Here is a 19602-nt window from a genome sequence, read left to right as displayed (position 1 = left end):
TTCCATTTACCGCTACTTGAACCTGCATATTTTTATAATGTCTCGCAGGTGTCACATACCAGGAATCAACTCACCTTTCGCTATTCTCATTGTTGGTGCTTCTGGTATAACTCTAAAATTCATAAGAAAATGAGCATGAACGAATAGAATATAAGATTGACATTAAAACCAATGTCTTTGCTCCTTATTAGAAAATAGCTACACCACCATTAGCAATAATGATAATCATTTTCATTTAATAATTCAAGCATTTTCTTCATTATTTGTGCTTCTCTCTTTTTTGAAAAAAAGATCTGCAATAAAGTACTTTCTCAATACAGATAGAGAATCATGGTTAGTTCTTAAAGTAAGTTTTTAAGCCATTATTATTGATCAAGTACATCAACAAATTGAGCATTTAAAAGCTGAGCTAAATCTTTTGGATTTAAACCAATATCCAGCCCTCTTTTTCCACCACTTACATAAATTTTATTAAAGTTTTGAGCTGATGCATCAATGACCGTTTTTAATCGTTTCTTTTGACCTAAAGGGCTAATCCCTCCTACTAAATATCCTGTTAAACGTTCAGCATCTTTAGGATTAGCCATCTGTAATTTTTTACATCCAAACGCCGTAGCTACTTTTTTTAAATTTAATTGATGATTAACTGGTAAGACAGCAACGAAATAATTTTTATCGTCACTTACCATTAGAGTTTTAAATACTTCGTTTACATCTAAATCTAATTTTTCGGCTGCTTCTAATCCAAAACTTTTGGCATTTGAATCATGTTCATATTCATGAATAGAAAATTCGATTTTATTACTTTTTAACAATCTACATGCAGGAGTCATGATAAGGGGTGTTATAGATGAAATTGTTTCGATTATAGTTTTTTTAGAAAAAATTTAAAATTTGCTTAGGCTATTTACAAGAGTTACATAAAAATTCAAACAGCAACTGAAGAAAAAATAATCTCAACTTGATATTCGTTGCTCGACTCCATATATTTTATTTAGATTTGAAGTCTGAGCTGACAATTTTATGAGTTATAAACACAACAATCTGATGGCGATGCGTCACCGTTTTTGGGATGAATCTTCAGATTCTGTATTAAATGAAAAGCATTTTTTGCAGCAGACGTTAATTGAACAAGGTATTTTTAATAACGCAACTCTTGATGATGTTAAGTACTTCTTTTATACCCTTCCTAGCATCATTATAGTAAAAGCTCATGCACTTGGTTTTATGCATGATTCAGTCAAACAGATGTTATTGCAACATATTCAGACCAATCGCCTGCATTTGATGCAGAAATCTGAATTAAAGATTCAATTTAAAATGTAATCCATTTTGTTATCAAAGATCTGTTTTATCTTAGTTTTACTTATCTGAATTGTTTTAATTTCTTAAATTTTCAAATTACTTAGGCTATTTAAGAATTATTGGAATAAAGATGACCATTTCGGCCTATCATTCAGTCTGAGAGAACTATTTTAATACGCTCAAAACATGTAATATTCGTTACAATTTTAGATCACCAGCGTTTGGCTGCATGATGCGCATAGGATTCTATTTTCATGTCAAATCAGAAAGATAAGCTTAAGAGTTTAAAAACTTCTTCCATGGATCGACGCTTATCAATCGCGAAAGCTTCTTTACTTGCAGGAACACGTTGGGCAACTGCAAGTGCCTCTTCTTTATTTTCTAATGAAGAAGAAAAAGAAAAGAAACGCAAAAAAGCGATGAGCGAACAAGCTAATTATCTGGTTTCTGAAATAGGTAAACTTAAGGGTTCTATTGTTAAAATTGGCCAAATGATGGCTCTTTATGGTGAACACTTTTTACCAGAAGAGATTACTCAGGCATTAAATACCCTAAATAACCAAACTGTTGCTTTAGACTGGCCGGCAATTAAACCACATCTACAAGAGCAACTGGGTGCTAAATTAAATGATTTAACGATTGATCATGAACCCATTGGTACTGCATCTCTCGCACAAGTACATCGTGCAACACGTAAATCAGACGGCTTAGAGCTAGTTTTAAAAATCCAATATCCTGGCGTTGCAAATGCAATTGATTCAGATATGAGCTTGTTTAAAAACATGCTTAAACTGACACGTATGGTGCCACAAACCCGTGAATTTGATCAGTGGTTTGATGAAGTACGTGAAATGATGCATCGCGAAGTTGACTATGATGTTGAAGCTGCCACTACCCGTCGCTTCGGTGAACGCTTAAAAGATGACGAGCGTTATATTGTTCCAACAATTGTAGATGAATACTGTACCAATCAAGTACTTTGCATGACTTTCGAACGTGGTGTTCCAATCAATAGCCCTGTGATGTTGTCTTTACCTCAAGAACGTCGTAATCAACTTGGTGAAGCTTCACTCGAAATAGCAGTTCGTGAAATTTTTGAATGGGGTGAAATGCAGACTGACCCTAACTTTGGTAATTACCTTGTTCGTTTGGGTAATGGTCAAGATGTTCAAGACAAAATTGTGTTATTAGATTTTGGTGCTATCCGTCAGTTTGATGAACACCTGTTAGCAGTTGCACGTCAACTCATTCAGGCAGGTTATCAGCATGATAAAAATGCGATGGTACAAGCCATGACTGGATATGAATTTTTTGATGCAATGCCTGAAAGTATTAAACCAGGCATGGCCGACGTGTTTTTAATCGCGACAGAAGCATTTAGTACCCCTGCAAATAATCCAGATATGCCCGCTGGGCTTATGGATGAACATGAACGTTATGACTGGAAGAAAAGTCAGTTACATAGCCGTGTTATGCAGCAAGCAAGTAAATCAATGGCGTCACGTTATTTCTCAGTTCCTCCAAAAGAATTTATGTTTATTAGCCGTAAGTTTATTGGGGCCTATACGTTTATGACAGTTATTGATGCAAAAACAAATGTGCGACGTATGATTCGTAACTTTGCTTAATTTAATAAAGGACTAGAATGATTCCATGTCATTCTAGTCAATACCTCTCACCCCACCCAATCATCAAATAATTTTAAACAAATAAAATCAAAAACTTATAATTTTATTATTTTCTATTTGCCATTTATCTACTCATTTTTTGAATGTCAGTAACGACATAGTTTTTTAATATGAGGCGTGTCAGCATAAAACAATAACAACGTGTTAGGACACCATAATCATGACAAGTATGATCAATAAAGCTCAGGGTTTGGGTTTATCGCTAATTACCAGATTGGCTGGAAGCGATGTACTTGATCAACTCAAGTTGCGTAAATTTGTTGAAAAATCTCTTTATCAAGGTTCAAAAGCTGGTTTTAAAGCATTAAGTCAGACTCAAAAAGCATTTAAACCAAAACAGATCTCCCAACAGCGATTACCTCGCCAACAAAAAAATCTATTTGATTTAAGCCTAACTGAAGAACAACAAATGACCTCCGATGCAATGTCTCAATTTGCTCAAGAGGTTTTATTAGGATTAGCGCATGATGCTGACCAGAATGCTCAGTTTCCTGAAAGTCTTTGGCAATATGTTGAAGATTTAGGACTCAATTACTATGCACTTCCAGAGGCATTAGGTGGGGTCGCGACCGAACAAAATATTGTAAGTAATCTATTAATAGCTGAAAAATTAGCTGAAGGTGATTTTAGCCTTGCAGCAGGATTACTTAGTACATTTAGCGTTATCAATGCAATTACACGTTGGGGTTCTGCTGAAGTTCAGTCAATGTATCTACCATGTTTTGCAGAAGACTCAGACATTACAGCAACCTTTGCAGTTCAAGAGGCAACTCCAGCATTTAATCCTTATGCTTTAAAAACAAAAGCATCACTTGAAAATGATCAGTTTTTTATTGATGGCGAGAAAACATTAGTAATTTTAGGTGATTTAGCTGATGTATTTTTAGTAAGTGCAGACTTTAACGGCAAGCCAGACGTATTTGTCGTGCAATGCGGTGACACAATTTCAATAAAAAACACTCCGGCCATGGGTCTTAAAGCCACAGAAACAGCAACTCTTCGTTTTAATCACACTCCTGCTCTACGCTTAGGTGCAACAGATTTTGACTACACTGCTTTTTTAGATTTGGGCAACTTAATGTGGTGTGCAATGGCTGTAGGTACATGTGAAGCTGTTAAAGCTTATTGTATTAAATATGCCAATGAACGAACTGCTTTCGGTGAACCAATTTCTCATCGCCAAAGTGTCGCTTTCATGATTGCAGATATGGCTATTGAAATTGATGCAATGCGTATGCTGCTTTTAAACGCAGCAAGCCTTGCAGAGTCAGGCAAGCCATTTCACCGCGAAGCTTATCTAGCCCAACTACTTTGTGCTGAAAAATCCATGAAAATCGGTACAGATGGTGTGCAAATTCTTGGTGGGCATGGTTTCACAAAAGAACACCCTGTTGAACGCTGGTACCGTGATCTACGCGCTACTGCAATTTTACAATCTGGCTTACATGCTTAAATGATCAATCAGAGGATACTTTAATGAATTTACAAAATCCTAAAAAATTCAAGATGATGATTGATCAAGCACATGATGTTGCGATCAATGTTTTACGCCCTATTTCTCGTAAATATGATAAAGCTGAGCATGCGTATCCCAAAGAGCTGGATATGCTCGCTTCACTCATTGATGGTATGAATGAAGGTGGAGAAGGTATTAATGCTGGAGCTGCAGGTGCTGGAAAGCGCGGTGATACAGAAAGTGAAGGGATTCGTAACGGAACCAACATGTCGACCGCTCTTGGAATTATTGAGATGTGTTATGGCGATACAGGCTTATTGCTGAGTATGCCACGTCAAGGGCTTGGGAACTCAGCAATAGCTGCTGTGGCAAATGATGAGCAATTAGAGCGGTTCAATGGAACATGGGCAGCAATGGCCATTACTGAGCCAGGATGCGGCTCTGACTCTGCTGCGATCCGCACCACTGCAACCAAAGATGGCAATGACTATATTTTAAATGGTGAAAAGATTTTTGTGACCTCTGGCGAACGTGCAGACTCAGTCGTTGTTTGGGCCACGCTTGATCGCAAACTTGGACGTGCAGCTATTAAGTCATTTGTGGTACCCAAAGGTACACCGGGAATGAAGGTTGAACGTCTCGAACATAAATTAGGAATTAAAGCTTCAGATACGGCAGTGATTAGTTTTATTGATTGCCGTGTGCCAGCCGAAAACCTTTTAGGTAATGCCGAAGTAGACGTCGCTAAAGGTTTTGCTGGAGTAATGGAAACTTTTGACAATACTCGCCCCTTAGTTGCAGCAATGGCAATCGGTTGTGCTAAAGCTTCACTAGAACGTATTAAAGAGATTTTTAAAGATCGACTCGATCCTAATTACTCTACGCCCTACCTACATGCTTCTAACCTTGCAGCTCAAATCCACCGTATGGAAGCTGAATGGGAAGCTGCTCGCCTACTCATGTTAAAAGCCACGTGGATGGCAGATAACAAAAAACCAAACTCTAAGGAAGCTTCTATTGCAAAAGCAAAAGCAGGTCGTGTAGGTAATGAGATCACTTTAAAATGTGTTGAATTGGCAGCAAGTGTTGGCTATAACGAAGATGAGTTACTTGAAAAATGGGCACGTGATTCGAAAATTCTCGATATCTTTGAAGGTACTCAGCAAATCCAGCAATTAATCATTGCCCGCCGAGAACTGGGTAAATCTTCTAGCGAACTAAAATAATAATTAAGGGAAATTTCCCCTTCTTTTATTAGCTTTTTATGTAAAAACTTAAAAGCCCTCTAGCGATTAAACTAGAGGGCTTCGTATTTCAGGAATTAAATTTTTTATTTATTCGGTAGTTGTACTGTCTAACGCTTTATCAACTACACCAAATTTCTTAAAGATTTTTGCACGTCTTTTTGACGAAATATTTGCTTTGTTTAAATCACCTTTATAATGATCAAAAACTCGCTTATCCATTATTTTAAACCACAATGAAGGGATTAATGCTGGTAATAACATACTGGCATAACCGCTTGGTAACTCAGGTGCCTCGTCAAAATGACGCAATGCTTGGAATGGCCGAGTCGGATAAGCATGATGGTCTGAATGACGCTGCAACTGGTACAAGAACAAGTTTGTTACTACGTTATTATTGTTCCAGCTATGCTCCGGCATTGTACGTTCATATTGACCATTTTCTTTTTTCTGACGTAATAAACCATAATGCTCAATATAGTTAATAATTTCAAAAAGACTAATGCCATAAAATGCTTGTGTCGCTAAATATGGAATTGTACTTTTACCAAAGATTCCAACCATAGAACCATGAAAAGCAGCAGTCATTCCCCAGCCTTGTAATAGTTCATTATCTGAAGACCAGAATTCTTTACCTTTACGTTTTAAACGATTTTTTTCAATTTCTATTGCAGACTTAAAAGAACCAATAACAGTACGTGGCCAGAACTCATAGAATGTTTCCCCCATACGTGATGAAGCTGGATCTTCTGGTGTTGCTGCACGCTTATGATGCCCGTAAGGATGCTCGATACGGAAATGATTATAGCCAGTTGGAACTAAAGCAAGATGAGACAGAATATGGTCTAGACGATCATGCTTATGACTTAACTCATGGGCTGTATTAATCGCAATACCATTGATTGCACCCATTGAAATACCAAGTAAAATCTTATCAATAAAAGATGTCGTTTTACGACTTGTTAAATAACATGCATAAACATTCGCAGCATACTGTAGAGGAATAAAACTCTTCACAAGACGTGAGTAATATGGATCTTTTTCTAATAGCTTAATTTCTTCATCTGTCGGATTTCGAGCATCTTTCCCAATAATAGTATCAATTGCCGGAATCACAACATGTAATAAAAGTGGGCCACCTAATGCGAAGACTTTTTTCAAAGGGCGTGGACCAAACTGATAACCAGCTAAAATAGCTAAGCCGATAGCAGGTAAAGCAGGACTAATCATCCATAAAAAGCGTTTGCGATCTATTTCACGCATAGACGCAGGCACTGGCATAAGTTCTTGTTGAACATTTACTGGTGCATTCATAGCTATATTTCCTTTTTCTATATATCTATATAGTTAAAGAAATAGTGTTTAGTTAACAGTAGTAACCGTCCAAAAAACCTATGTTAAAGTCTTTGGCATTTTCTTCCACTTTTCTGTCCTAAAAACACATGTTGATCTATTCTTATAGCTCACTATAATTTTATTAAAATAATGATTGATCATTTAAATATGGATGCACTAAGTAAATTTTTTGATGATATTCACCTGAATAAGTCTGAATACATCTATTTAAAAGCGCAAGGAGAATGGGCTTTTAAAACACAAGATCAATCTGCTTTACTTGCTTATATTGTTTTAACTGGTTCTGTATATATTCAACTTAACACTTCAGAAAAAATAACTGCGACTGCTGGTGATATTATTTTAATTCCTTCAGGGAAAGCACATAGTGCGACTGACTCAAAATCAACAGCGAGTAAGTTGGTAGATTCTTTAGATATAACGTCGCTTTTTAATGGTCATAGACAAGATGCCATCGAATTTGGTACTTCATCTCCAGATAATACATTATTGCTATCTTTACGCTGCCAAATCGATACTCATATGGCTGGGCCACTTATTAATGCCCTGCCATCCATCATGCATATTCAGCATGAAAATCAAACCACTCCACCCGAATGGCTACAAATTGGGCTTTATTTTTTAGCAATTGAAACTCAAAAAATCAGGCCAGGTCACGACAAAATTATTGATCACTTAGTCAGTATTTTGCTCATTGAATGTATTCGCGATCATATTCAACAGATGACAGATCAACAAAACTGGTTAAGTGCCTTAACTCATCCCGAACTAAGCAATGCATTATCTGCGATTCATAGCCAGCCAGAAGTTACATGGACAGTTGAATCTTTAGCTGAACAATGCTGTATGTCACGTTCTAAATTTGCAAATTTGTTTAGTAGTATTATTGGTGAGCCACCTCTAACGTATTTACAACATTATCGTTTCCGTTTAGCCAGTCAGTATTTACGAACAAGCAACTTATCAATTCAGCAAATATCAAATAAGGTTGGCTATTCATCCGAAACCGCCTTTAGTCAGGCATTTAAGCGAATTTTTGATTTATCTCCTAAACAATATAGACAGCAATATATTGGGCACAGCTTAGATTAACTGCCAATAAAAAAAGCGCCGAGGCGCTTTTTTTATTGAATCAAATTATTATTTAATTTTCGCATGTGATTTTAAATATTGACTGTAATCTTCCAATATTTGTTGACCACGTGACTGACGATAAAGTTGCTTTAATTGCTGTAACTGATCAGCAGGAATAGCATTAGCAGCAGATGAGTTTACATTTGAAACTGCAACAACAACTAGCTCATTTGGTAAATTTGCAGTTGTAACAGACCACATACCTGGCTTAGGTGTAGCTGCACTAAATGCCGCGCGCTCAATTTCACGCTTTAATCCTTGTGAACGACTAAATACGCCAGCCGATTCAAATGCTACTTTATTTTTAGCAACTACTTGATCTGCTGGTTGAGTTTTAAATTCAGCTAGCATTGTAGCAATTTTAGCTTGAACAGCTTTACGCGCTTTTTCATCGATAACTTTTGCTTTTGCTTCATTCATCGCCTGTGCTAAAGGTTTTACACCAGCAGCATGATAATCACGTACTTTAACCCATACCGTATTACCATTCGCTAATTGAATATTAGATGATGCATTACGGTCACCATTTTTCACGTCATCATTAAACAATTTAATTTTAACGTTTGGATCACTTAAATATGGATTTTGTGTAGCTAAAGTTACGCCATTTAATGATTCAACTTTTGTACCTTTTACTTCTTGTACAACAGCTTCTAAAGAGTCATTACCAACAATCGTTTCATTTAAACTGTTTACAGTATCTGAATAAACAGTCGCAACTTTATTCTTTTCAACCTCAGCAGTTAAACGCGCCTTTTCAGCTTCAAATGAAGGGATTTGATTAGCTTGAGTTTCTGCCTCAATAATATGATAACCATATTGAGTTTTTACTGGTTGAGAAATCTGTCCATTTTTCAGGCTCACTACAGTTTTATCAAATGCATCGGAAAAAACACCTGGTGCATATGCTTCAACTAAACCACCTTTTGCTTTCGAACTTGGATCTTCAGAGAACTGAGATGCAGCTTGTGCAAATGTCAGACCGCCTTGAATTTTCGCATATACTTCTTTAGCAAGTTTTTGAGCTGCGGCATCATCACGAGCATCTGTAGTAATTAAAATATGCTTCACAGTACGTTTAGCATCTTTTTTCTGAGTCTCAACAAACTTGCTATACGCTTGTTGCAGTTCAGCTTCAGTTGCAGGAGCTGGTTTAGCCATTAGTGATGGCGACACAACCACATAATCCACATCAACAGAAGATTGTTGTTTGAACTCATTTTGGTGTTTGTTGTAATAATCTGTAGCTTCTTGATTAGAAGCAGTTAAACCAGTTTTATAACCATCTAATTTAATACTAGCCAAATGTAATGTACGTTGTTCAGTTTGCAAATTCGCAATTTGCATTAAATCAACTTTACTTACTAAAGAGTAATCAGAAAAAGTTGACGTTAGCATTTTTAAAGCATGATCTTGACGAAGACTAGCAATTAAGCCCTGACTTGTCATACCAATAGAACGTAAGTAATTTTCATAGAGTTTTTGCGAGAACTGTCCATTCTCTTGCAAACTAGGCTGTTGAGCTAACATTTGCTCAATTTGAGTATCACTAAGTGAGATACCTAATTTCTCAGCTTGTTGAATTAGTAAATTACGCGACACTAAAATATCGAGTGCCTTAGCCTGAATAACAGGCAAATTAAGTAAACTCTCATCGCCTTTAACAGCAGCTAAATATTGTTCTTTGTAAGACTGAGTTAAAGTTTCAAGGTCTTTTTTAGATATTTCTTGGCCATTTACTGTTTTTGCAACATCAGCCTTGTTTCCCCTATTAAAATATCCTTCAATACCTACAAGTGCTAAAGGGGTCAAAAACAAAATTAGAAGGACTTTGCCGAGCCAACCCTTAATGACTGTACGAAACGATTCCATAAGTATTCCAATATTTTATTTCGAGGAGAATTTTAACTGAAAAACCACAATCAATGAATGAGCAATATTGGTCAATTCAGATTTTTAATAAAAAACGCGCCTATATTGGCGCGTTTAATCATCTTAAAAGATTAAGCTACTGAATCTTTAAGACCTTTACCAGCTTTGAAGCTAGGTACTTTTGTTGCTTTAATTTGAAGCTCTTCACCAGTTTTAGGGTTACGACCAGTGCGTGCAGCACGTTCTTTAACACTGAAAGTACCAAAACCAACTAAAGTTACTGTGTCACCTTTTTTAAGTGCTTCAGTAATTGACGCAATTGTCGCATCGAGTGCCTTGCCTGCATCAGTCTTAGATACTCCCCCTTTTTCAGCAATTGCATCGATTAATTCTGATTTATTCATGAATAAAACATCCTCTTAATATCGTTTGTTTAAGGTCCAAGGCTATAGTTTAAAAGGCCATGACGCCTTTATAGCAATGCTTTGGGGGAAAACGCAATACTAGAGCAGGGCTTTTAGCGAAAATAAATGCTAAAAAACTGTTATATATTTGCTAAATCCCAACATTTTTTACTTTTTATTCAATTTTTCTTTCAATTGTTGGTTTTCTTCTATTAAAGCATCCACCTTAATATGAAGCTGTACCAAGAGCTGTTCAATGTGCTGTAAATCCTTTGGAGTGACCAATCCAATCCGGTTTAAAGAATGGTTCACACTGGTATCAAGAATTTTCTCTACTTTATCTTTTGTTTCAGATACAGATTCTTTTGCTTTTTCTGTGACTTTACCTACGGTGTTATCTGCTAAGTCTCCAGTTTTTGACTCTAGTTCTTCACCAACTTTGACTAAGGAATCAAAGAGTTTGTTGCCCTCTTCTTCTGCGCGTGAAAAAGCTCCTAACCCAGCCAACCAAATTTGCTTGGTATACTTTCTAAAATCCAAAGCTGATTTTCTTGAACTTCTTGATTTTAATTTATTTTTTTCTTCTGACTCTTCTGCCTGCGTATCTATATTTGCATTATCCATTAATCTAAACTCCTAATCAGATGAGAGAGATGATGACTGATTTGACCACAAAATATTTCTATAATATCAAAGTAAAGACTTGATCCATTTACAAAACTGTTCTACAAAGCAATTAAGTCATGTAAATATATTTAACACGACATTGTGTTAAGTTTGGGATAGGATGTCCCATTCTTCGGTTAACTGCTATTTGTAAGGATAAACTTTTATGAGTGAAACGCAACAAAGACAAAAACATCCCCGTCTGTTGCTGAATATCGTTCTAATTATTTTAGAAACTTTCTTTTCATTTATTCTCACCCACGATGGTGTTCTTCGCTTGCAAGCGAAAAAGTTTATTTCAAACAAAACGACTATTCGTATCAATAGCTATCTACCTTTTTTTGACTTTTATGTTCAATTTACAGAAAAGGGTTTGCTATTCGATATCCATTCTTTTGACCGACGTATTGATCTTGAAATCAATAGTACTCTTATCGATTTAATTAAGATTTTCGCTTTTTCAAACCAGCGCAGTCTTAAAAATATGCGTATTGATGGTGATGAAGAAACTAAAAAAGAGTTATTAGACTTAATTTCACACCTTACTCTGCCTAAACTTTTAGCGGACTGGAAGCAATGGTTTAATACACCTGATGATGAAGCTGAAGCTCTTGCTTCACGCAAAAGAATTGCCCCATTGCTTGAAAAAATTGATCAACAACGATCAGAAATCAATTCGCTTCATGTGGAAATTAAACAATATCAAAATCGAATTACTCGCTTACAGCATCGTCAACGAAATATTAACTTCTCCTTTGGTATAATTAGCCTGATATTTATTGTTTATTTCATATATAATTTGTGGGTTGCTTAAATTATTTTTCCATTTTGTTCCTGCACTTGAATTAAAAATAAAAAAACTTGACTATTTTAGTCGGGATTCATAAAATCCTATTATCTAGTCTTAACATGTGTATCGAATCATGCGCCTTACAACTCGCGGTCGCTACGCAGTGACTGCTCTACTTGATTTAGCTTTGCAGCCAACTGAACAAACGATCACGCTCGCCGAAATTGCAGCTCGCCAATCCATTTCAGTTGCTTATTTAGAACAGTTATTCGCAAAACTTAAGCGTCATGGGTTAGTTTCTAGTGTTCGTGGTGCAAATGGTGGTTATCATTTGGCTCGAAATGCTGATGAAATTACTGTGTTAGAAATTATTGAAGCTGTAAATGAAACTGTTGATGCAACTCGTTGCGACCATAAAGGTAACTGCCAAAATGGTGCAATGTGTCTCACACACGATTTATGGCAAGAACTCTCTCATCATATTGCCGACTATTTAGCAAAAATCTCTCTTGCCGACCTCATTAGCCGAGACAACGTTCAAACTGTTGCATTACGCCAAAATGTGACTGGCATAGATTCAGCTCTTTTATCGGGTACAGGTATTTGATATGAAACGTCCAATTTATCTTGATTACGCAGCAACCACTCCAGTAGATCCGCAAGTTGCAGAACGTATGATGGAGTGTTTAACTTTCGACGGTACCTTTGGTAATGCTGCATCTCGTTCCCATGCTTATGGCTGGCAGGCAGAAGAGAAAGTTGAATATGCACGTGAGCAAGTTGCAAATTTAATTAAAGCTGATCCACGTGAAATCGTTTGGACTTCTGGTGCAACTGAATCAGATAACCTTGCTCTAAAAGGTGTAGCGCAATTTTATGCATCTAAAGGCAAGCATATCATTACAAGTAAAATTGAACACAAAGCTGTTCTAGATCCTTGTCGTGAATTAGAAGACCAAGGTTTTGAAATTACTTATTTAGAACCAGAACCACAAACTGGTTTAATTACCCCTGAAATGGTAAAAGCTGCCCTTCGTCCTGATACTGTTCTTGTTTCTCTTATGATGGTAAACAACGAAATCGGTACAGTTACAGATGTAGCAGCAATTGGTGAATTAACACGTGCCAATAAAACCTTCTTTCATGTAGATGCTGCTCAAGCTGCTGGTAAAGTTGAAATTGATCTATCTACTATGAAAATTGACCTAATGAGTTTCTCAGCTCATAAAATTTATGGTCCAAAAGGTATCGGTGCATTATATGTACGTCGTAGTCCACGTGTTCGTTTAAAAGCACAAATTCATGGCGGTGGTCATGAGCGTGGTATGCGTTCTGGTACTTTAGCGACTCATCAAATTGTAGGTATGGGTGAAGCTTTTGAGATTGCTGGCAAAAGAATGCAAGCAGAACAAGAGCGTATTCGCAAGCTTCGCGACAAGCTTTGGAATGGTTTACAAGATCTTGAACAAGTTTTCTTAAATGGCCATCCAACTCAAAACGTTGCTAACTATTTAAATGTCAGCTTTAACTTTGTTGAAGGTGAATCTTTAATGATGTCGCTCAAAGATGCTGCTGTATCAAGTGGTTCTGCTTGTACTTCTGCAACTTTAGAGCCTTCATACGTTCTTCGCGCATTAGGTTTATCTGATGAGCTAGCACACAGCTCTATCCGCTTCAGTTTTGGTAAATACACAACTGAAGAAGATATTGACCATGTGCTTACAATTACCAAAGCCGCTGTTGAGAAATTACGTGAACTTTCTCCGCTTTGGGATATGTACAAAGAAGGTATCGATCTTTCTACAGTTGAATGGGCTGAACACTAATTCATTGAAATTAGTGTTTTTATCCTCATATTAATATTAGGCTGACCCCGAGGTTTGGAGAAGCGAAATGGCTTATAGCGAAAAGGTAATTGATCATTACGAAAACCCTCGTAATGTTGGTGTTTTAGACAAAAACTCTGAAAATGTAGGTACAGGCATGGTGGGTGCACCAGCATGTGGCGACGTGATGCGTTTACAAATTCAAGTAAACGATAGCGGTGTGATTGAAGAAGCACGCTTTAAAACTTATGGCTGTGGTTCAGCAATTGCTTCTAGCTCACTTGTAACTGAGTGGTTAAAAGGTAAAACTCTTGATGAAGCTCAAGCAATCAAGAATATTGATATCGCAACTGAGCTTGCTCTTCCACCAGTAAAAGTTCACTGCTCTGTACTAGCTGAAGATGCGATTAAAGCTGCGATTGAAGATTACCGCACTAAAAAATCAAAAGCTTAATTTGTTATTACTGTAAACGTTGGAGTTTTCATGATTCATTTAACTGAAAATGCTGCGACTCATATTAGCAATTATCTCAAGAATCGAGGTAAGGGTGAAGGCATTCGCGTGGGTGTGAAAACTTCTGGCTGTTCTGGGTTGGCTTACGTTCTTGAATTTGTTGATTCTGTCGATGAGCATGACGAAGTTTTCGAACAATTTGGCGTTAAGGTATTTGTAGATCCAAAAAGTCATGTCTATTTAGAAGGCTTAGAAATGGACTATGTCAAAAATGGCCTTAATGAAGGGTTCGAATTTAACAACCCTAATAAAAAAGGCGAATGTGGTTGTGGTGAGTCTTTCACTGTATAACCCTTCTCCTTCCATCTCTCATTAAAACAGTGTCTTTTTAGCACTGTTTTAATGTATTTAATTAACGTGGACCTCCTTTCTAATGAATCATTTTGAGTTGTTCAATTTACCCGTAGAACTCGATATCGATTTGGCGAGCTTAAAATCTAGTTTCTTGAATTTGCAGCAGCAATATCATCCAGATAAAGCAGAAGATAAAAATCAGGCATTGATCAAATCAAGTGAAATCAATCAAGCTTTTAAAACATTATCGCAAGTAGATAGCCGCGCAGCTTATCTTTTAGCATTAAAAAAGCAAGATCATCACCTTGATCAATCTATTAGCGATTTTGAGTTCTTACAATCAGCTTTGGAACTTCGCGAGCAACTTGATGAAGCAACCTCCCCAGAACATCTAAGCACTCTTAAACAAGAAGTGTTTCAATGGATAGAAAGTTTAGTTCGCGAATTTAAAATTGATTACTCAGATGAAGACTGGGGTGAAGCTCGCGATACTGTACGTAAATTACGGTTCTTTCAGCGCGTTCTTAATGATATTGAAAAAGCAGAAGATCAAATGTTGGATGACGAAGACAACTTTGATTTAGACGACGATTTTTAATTTTGCTTTTTCCAATTTATATTCAAGGGATTTAACTCATGGCACTTTTGCAAATTGCTGAACCGGGTCAATCCAGTGCCCCACACCAACACCGCATTGCGATTGGTATCGACCTAGGAACAACACACTCCTTAGTTGCGACAGTGTTATCAGGCAAGCCTAAAGTACTCAATGATGAAAAAGAAAGAAGACTCCTTCCTTCTATTGTGCACTATGGAAATGATGCAACTCACTATGGTGAAGAAGCAAAGCCTTTCCTTATTGCCGACCCGAAAAATACAATTGTTTCTGTAAAACGCTTTATGGGTCGTTCAAAAGCAGATATCAAATTTCAGCATCCATATGAATTAATTGGTTCTGAAAATGAGATGCCAGCTTTTGAAACACGTGCTGGTCGTAAAACCCCTGTTGAAATTTCTGCAGAAATTTTAAAACAATTAAAAGATCGTGCTGAAACTAGCCTACAAAATCCAGTAAATGGCGCAGTTATTACTGTTCCTGCCTATTTTGATGAAGCTCAGCGACAAGCAACTCGTGATGCAGCACAACTTGCTGGTTTAAATGTATTACGTTTATTAAATGAGCCGACTGCTGCTGCTGTGGCTTATGGTTTAGACCAAGAAACTAATTTAGCTACAGATCATAACTACGTAATTTATGATTTAGGTGGTGGTACTTTTGACGTATCAATCTTGCGTTTCTCACAAGGTGTCTTTGAAGTATTAGCTACTGGTGGCCACACTGCTCTAGGTGGTGACGATTTAGACCGTCTCATTGTTAAATGGGCTAAAAAGCAGTTAGATATTGATACTTTGAGCGATGAAGCATATGCAGTATTTATGGTTGCTGCTCGTCAAGCTAAAGAACAATTATCTACTCAAGAATCAGTTCAGTTAAAATTACTTGAAAATGTGTTAACACTGGACCGTCCAACTTTTGAAAGTATTATTCAAGTTGCTTTAGATAAAACAATCAGTGTTTGTAAGCGTGTTTTACGTGATGCAAAACTTGAATTATCAGATATTCAAAATGTTGTTTTAGTGGGTGGCTCTACGCGTTCGTATGCTGTTCAACAAGCGGTTCGTAATGTATTTAATCAAGAACCCCTTTGCACGATCAACCCTGATGAAGTGGTTGCAATTGGTGCTTCAATTACTGCCAACCAATTAATTGGAAATACTCAAGACGGTTCATTACTTTTAGACGTAACTCCTCTTTCACTTGGTCTAGAAACCATGGGTGGATTAGTAGAGCGCCTTATTTCACGTAATACTGCTATTCCAGTTGCACGTCGTCAAGAATTCACAACTTATCAAGATGGCCAAACTGCCATGCTTATTCATGTGGTTCAAGGTGAACGAGATTTGGTAGAACATTGTCGTTCATTAGGAAAATTTGTCCTTTACGGCATTCCACCAATGACTGCTGGTCAAGCACGTATTGAAGTTACTTTCCAGGTAGATGCAGATGGTCTACTCACTGTTTCAGCTCGTGAAACAACTTCAGGTGTACAGGCTCAAATTGATATTAAACCATCTTATGGCTTATCAGAATCTGATACTGAGCGCTTATTAATTGAAGGTTTCCAACACGCGGAAGAAGATAAAAATCTACGCCATTTAAAAGAAACCAAAGTTGAAGCCCAACGTGAACTTGAAGCATTAGAACAAGCTCTCAAAGTTGATGCTGATTTGCTTAATGATGAGCAGCTTGAAGCACTTAAAACTGCTAAAAATGTGCTAAAAGTTCAGCTTGAAGGCAATGATATTCAAGCAATTGAAAAAGCTGTAGAACAACTTAAAGTACATAGTGATGCTTTTGCCGCACTACGTATGAATCGACATATTGACCACGCCTTAAAAGGTACAAAACTTGAAGATTGGTCAAATTCAAACTAAAGGTATAGGTGATCAATATGCCCCGTATTAAAGTACTTCCTCATGCTCAGTTTTGCCCTGAAGGCGCAGAATTTGAAGTTGAACAAAATGCAAATCTTTGTCAAAGTTTGCTTGATCGAGGAATTAAAATTGAACACGCTTGTGACATGTCGTGTGCATGTACAACTTGTCACGTAGTCGTTCGCAAGGGTTTTGACAGCCTAGAAGAAATGGATGATGTTGAAGCAGATCTTTTAGATCGCGCTTGGGGTCTTGAACCAGATTCTCGTCTCTCTTGCCAAGTGAAGATTGTTGATGAAGATTTAGAAATTGAGATTCCTAAATATACAATCAATCACGCTTCCGAAAGTCATTAAAAATAAAAAAGCTGCTTTTAAAAGCAGCTTTTTTTTTCTTCATGTTTTAAGCTTTAAACCTGATCTTGTTGATCAATTTCAATAGGCTTAACTTCATCTTCAAGTCTCAAACGTGCAATACCTTGAGTATTAATTAAAGTTTGTTGAACTTTAAGTCGTTGAATCATTTTCTCAAGCACTTCTACTAATTCAGGGTACTCATAGTTTTGTACTTCTTCTAAATTAAGGACTAAATGGAAGCCTTTATATTCATAGTCGAACCATTGCTGATGATCTGACTTATTCCCTGTGTATTTCTCCATTACTTGCCATGTCTTCACAGCCCCTTGAATACCTTTTAAGTAAATTGGGGTTTTTGGAGCACAAAGAAAATCACTTTTAATTAATTGATAAGTATCATCTGAAATTAAAATTTCATCAATTTCAGCAGCATATTGTAAACGAGCAGCTAAATTCACATCACGACCTACAATAGTATAAGCCATACGATGTGTTGCCCCATAATTCCCTACGTGGCAGTAACCAGTACTAATTCCCATGCGAATATGTAAGGCTGAGTAGCCCATTTTTTTCCAACGCTCACGCAGTAATTTCATTTGCTGACGCATAGTGATTGCCATTTCTACACAGGCTTTTGCATCTTGTTCTACCCCTTGAGAATTCGGATCACCAAAAAATATGAGGATGGCATCCCCCATAAATTTGTCAACAGTAGCTTCATACTGCTTGGCAATTTCCGTCATATGGCTTAGATAGTCATTAAGCAAAAATGCCAAATCATCAGGAATTAAAGTTTCTGATAACTCTGTAAAACCCTGAATATCCGAAAAAAATACAGTCATTTTTTTTCGTTTATATTCAATTTTTGCCTCCGCCTCACCGCGCATGATAGATTGCCACAACTGTAGTGGTGCATAACGGCTTAACTGATTAGCAAAAGCAATATAGCGGGTCATTTGATCATAATAATGTTGACGCTGCTGACTGATTTTTTTAACCCAACGATGTTGGTAGTAATTTCCAATGGTAATAAACATGACCAAACCCAAGAGTGTAATTACAGTTAACTCTTGGCTAGTAGGTTCAAAATATGTATAAAAACCAAAAAGGAAAAAAGTACTTAAATAAAAGACAATCGCGCCTAGCAGACTCGTCAAACAAATGACTGCGAAAGAAATACGACTATTAATTGCAGAATAAAATAATGCAAATACTGCAATAAATGTAGGGACTAAATTAAGATGCAGACCCGCTAAGGTAACTGCTACAACAATTGCATCAATTGCAAAAAAGACACTTTTTTGAGTTTTCTTATCAAATTGGTATTGAAGCCAATGTTCTAACTTCGAACTGATAAAAAGTAAAAAGAGAAATAAAGGAGGAACGTAGATCTGATAATTTGTATTAGGTGAGGTAAAAGCATAGATCACTAAAATTAAGGACAGAATTGAATATCCCATCAAACGATGAAAATATGCAAACTGCTTAGGCTCTCTATCGATAAACCTCTCTAATTGCACCCTGTCCTCCACACCTCAATGTAGCCACATTCATATAAATGTGGCATTGCATTGATTTAATCCATGCGCCAATCAAAAGGCATATCACCTTGACCACGTAAAGCAAGCATAAGGGTTTGACGCATATGAGCCAGTACATCATTTGTATATGGAACTGCAGGTGTTCCCCAAACTGGCTTAGGCCATGCAACATCATTTTGATAACGTACAACATGATGGAAATGCAACTGAGGTACCATGTTACCTAAAGCTGCAACATTCATTTTATCAGCACGGAATACTCGAGCTAGCTGGCTAGATAACCAACTTGATTCACGTAAAAACTGTTCTTGATCAGCTTGGCTCAATTCATATAATTCTGTGATTCCCGGTACACGAGGGATTAAAATCAACCACGGGAATTGCATATCATTCATTAAACGACATGTTGAAAGCGGAAAATCGCCTACAAAAAAAGTATCTTGAGCAAGTTGTGGATGCAAACTAAACATATCTTTTATAAATGACAATAAACAATAATGGCTAATACTATCACATCAGTTTTGATGTGAGTATTGCTAGTGTCTGGTTTGATTACAAATAACAATGATTTTATGCACTTATTCCCCTGTGATCCGAGAAATCGTGCATAAAATTCTGATATCAGCTTACAAAAAAATTGTATGAGATGAAAATCACTTT

General features: G+C 36.8%; 20 protein-coding genes. 13 read left to right on the top strand and 7 right to left on the bottom strand.

The genetic code is table 11. The features are described from left to right. Nucleotides 1–365: 365 nt before the first annotated feature. Nucleotides 366–833 carry a Cys-tRNA(Pro) deacylase gene (gene ybaK, locus F886_RS10770; protein WP_004792620.1) on the bottom strand — a complete coding sequence of 156 codons (468 nt, stop codon included), beginning with the start codon at nucleotides 831–833 and terminating at the stop codon, nucleotides 366–368. A 190-nt stretch (nucleotides 834–1023) separates the two neighbouring features. Between ybaK and F886_RS10765 the strand changes: the two genes are divergently transcribed. The 4 genes from F886_RS10765 to F886_RS10750 all read left to right on the top strand — a co-directional run bounded on the left by F886_RS10765 (nucleotide 1024) and on the right by F886_RS10750 (nucleotide 5675). Next, nucleotides 1024–1326, top strand: coding sequence for a hypothetical protein (locus F886_RS10765; protein WP_005304842.1), 303 nt, complete (start codon nucleotides 1024–1026; stop codon nucleotides 1324–1326). 233 nt (nucleotides 1327–1559) lie between these two features. Beyond that, the gene (locus F886_RS10760; RefSeq protein WP_005304840.1) at nucleotides 1560–2933 is read left to right on the top strand and encodes an ABC1 kinase family protein; all 1374 of its coding nucleotides are present in this window, start codon (nucleotides 1560–1562) and stop codon (nucleotides 2931–2933) included. Between the two features lie 229 nt (nucleotides 2934–3162). Next, complete coding sequence (locus F886_RS10755; RefSeq protein WP_171067777.1) at nucleotides 3163–4446, top strand: acyl-CoA dehydrogenase family protein; 1284 nt, start codon at nucleotides 3163–3165, stop codon at nucleotides 4444–4446. A gap of 23 nt (nucleotides 4447–4469) precedes the next feature. Next, nucleotides 4470–5675, top strand: a complete 1206-nt coding sequence (locus F886_RS10750) for an acyl-CoA dehydrogenase family protein (RefSeq protein WP_005304836.1) — start codon at nucleotides 4470–4472, stop codon at nucleotides 5673–5675. Between the two features lie 108 nt (nucleotides 5676–5783). Here F886_RS10750 and F886_RS10745 read toward each other — a convergent pair whose 3' ends face one another. After that, entirely contained in the window at nucleotides 5784–7007 is a 1224-nt protein-coding gene (locus F886_RS10745; RefSeq protein WP_005304832.1) for an alkane 1-monooxygenase, read from the bottom strand. Nucleotides 7008–7196: 189 nt separating this feature from the next. Between F886_RS10745 and F886_RS10740 the strand changes: the two genes are divergently transcribed. Next, nucleotides 7197–8141, top strand: coding sequence for an AraC family transcriptional regulator (locus tag F886_RS10740; RefSeq protein WP_013198047.1), 945 nt, complete (start codon nucleotides 7197–7199; stop codon nucleotides 8139–8141). 48 nt (nucleotides 8142–8189) lie between these two features. Here F886_RS10740 and F886_RS10735 read toward each other — a convergent pair whose 3' ends face one another. The 3 genes from F886_RS10735 to F886_RS10725 form a co-directional block, all read right to left on the bottom strand. Beyond that, nucleotides 8190–10055, bottom strand: coding sequence for a SurA N-terminal domain-containing protein (locus F886_RS10735; RefSeq protein WP_005304826.1), 1866 nt, complete (start codon nucleotides 10053–10055; stop codon nucleotides 8190–8192). 131 nt (nucleotides 10056–10186) lie between these two features. Then, nucleotides 10187–10459, bottom strand: coding sequence for an HU family DNA-binding protein (locus tag F886_RS10730; protein ID WP_001043034.1), 273 nt, complete (start codon nucleotides 10457–10459; stop codon nucleotides 10187–10189). 168 nt (nucleotides 10460–10627) lie between these two features. Then, on the bottom strand, nucleotides 10628–11083 hold the full coding sequence (locus F886_RS10725) for a phasin family protein (protein WP_005304825.1): 456 nt from the start codon (nucleotides 11081–11083) through the stop codon (nucleotides 10628–10630). A 208-nt stretch (nucleotides 11084–11291) separates the two neighbouring features. Between F886_RS10725 and F886_RS10720 the strand changes: the two genes are divergently transcribed. From F886_RS10720 to fdx, 8 genes are all read left to right on the top strand, one after another. Next, complete coding sequence (locus F886_RS10720) at nucleotides 11292–11939, top strand: hypothetical protein (RefSeq protein WP_005304824.1); 648 nt, start codon at nucleotides 11292–11294, stop codon at nucleotides 11937–11939. Nucleotides 11940–12048: 109 nt separating this feature from the next. Next, entirely contained in the window at nucleotides 12049–12522 is a 474-nt protein-coding gene (locus tag F886_RS10715) for an Rrf2 family transcriptional regulator (RefSeq protein ID WP_004792640.1), read from the top strand. Nucleotide 12523: 1 nt separating this feature from the next. Next, entirely contained in the window at nucleotides 12524–13741 is a 1218-nt protein-coding gene (locus F886_RS10710; protein ID WP_005304823.1) for an IscS subfamily cysteine desulfurase, read from the top strand. A gap of 67 nt (nucleotides 13742–13808) precedes the next feature. Continuing rightward, nucleotides 13809–14195, top strand: a complete 387-nt coding sequence (gene iscU, locus F886_RS10705) for a Fe-S cluster assembly scaffold IscU (RefSeq protein WP_004792646.1) — start codon at nucleotides 13809–13811, stop codon at nucleotides 14193–14195. 30 nt (nucleotides 14196–14225) lie between these two features. Continuing rightward, a complete protein-coding gene (gene iscA, locus F886_RS10700) occupies nucleotides 14226–14546 on the top strand; it encodes an iron-sulfur cluster assembly protein IscA (protein WP_004792648.1) in 321 nt (106 codons plus the stop codon). An 82-nt stretch (nucleotides 14547–14628) separates the two neighbouring features. After that, complete coding sequence (gene hscB, locus F886_RS10695; protein WP_005304822.1) at nucleotides 14629–15147, top strand: Fe-S protein assembly co-chaperone HscB; 519 nt, start codon at nucleotides 14629–14631, stop codon at nucleotides 15145–15147. 38 nt (nucleotides 15148–15185) lie between these two features. Then, nucleotides 15186–17045: a Fe-S protein assembly chaperone HscA gene (hscA, locus tag F886_RS10690; RefSeq protein ID WP_005304821.1), complete on the top strand. Its 1860-nt coding sequence runs from the start codon at nucleotides 15186–15188 to the stop codon at nucleotides 17043–17045. A gap of 17 nt (nucleotides 17046–17062) precedes the next feature. Continuing rightward, the gene (gene fdx / locus F886_RS10685; protein ID WP_004792653.1) at nucleotides 17063–17401 is read left to right on the top strand and encodes an ISC system 2Fe-2S type ferredoxin; all 339 of its coding nucleotides are present in this window, start codon (nucleotides 17063–17065) and stop codon (nucleotides 17399–17401) included. 53 nt (nucleotides 17402–17454) lie between these two features. Here fdx and F886_RS10680 read toward each other — a convergent pair whose 3' ends face one another. Continuing rightward, nucleotides 17455–18921 carry an adenylate/guanylate cyclase domain-containing protein gene (locus F886_RS10680; RefSeq protein ID WP_005304820.1) on the bottom strand — a complete coding sequence of 489 codons (1467 nt, stop codon included), beginning with the start codon at nucleotides 18919–18921 and terminating at the stop codon, nucleotides 17455–17457. A 56-nt stretch (nucleotides 18922–18977) separates the two neighbouring features. After that, nucleotides 18978–19412, bottom strand: a complete 435-nt coding sequence (locus F886_RS10675; protein ID WP_004792657.1) for an HIT domain-containing protein — start codon at nucleotides 19410–19412, stop codon at nucleotides 18978–18980. Nucleotides 19413–19602 lie beyond the last annotated feature (190 nt).

The sequence above is a fragment of the Acinetobacter sp. NIPH 542 genome, from assembly GCF_000369825.1.
Taxonomy (GTDB): Bacteria; Pseudomonadota; Gammaproteobacteria; order Pseudomonadales; family Moraxellaceae; genus Acinetobacter; species Acinetobacter oleivorans.
Note: the sequence above shows the minus strand (reverse complement) of the source record. Positions and strands in the feature narration are given on the sequence as shown.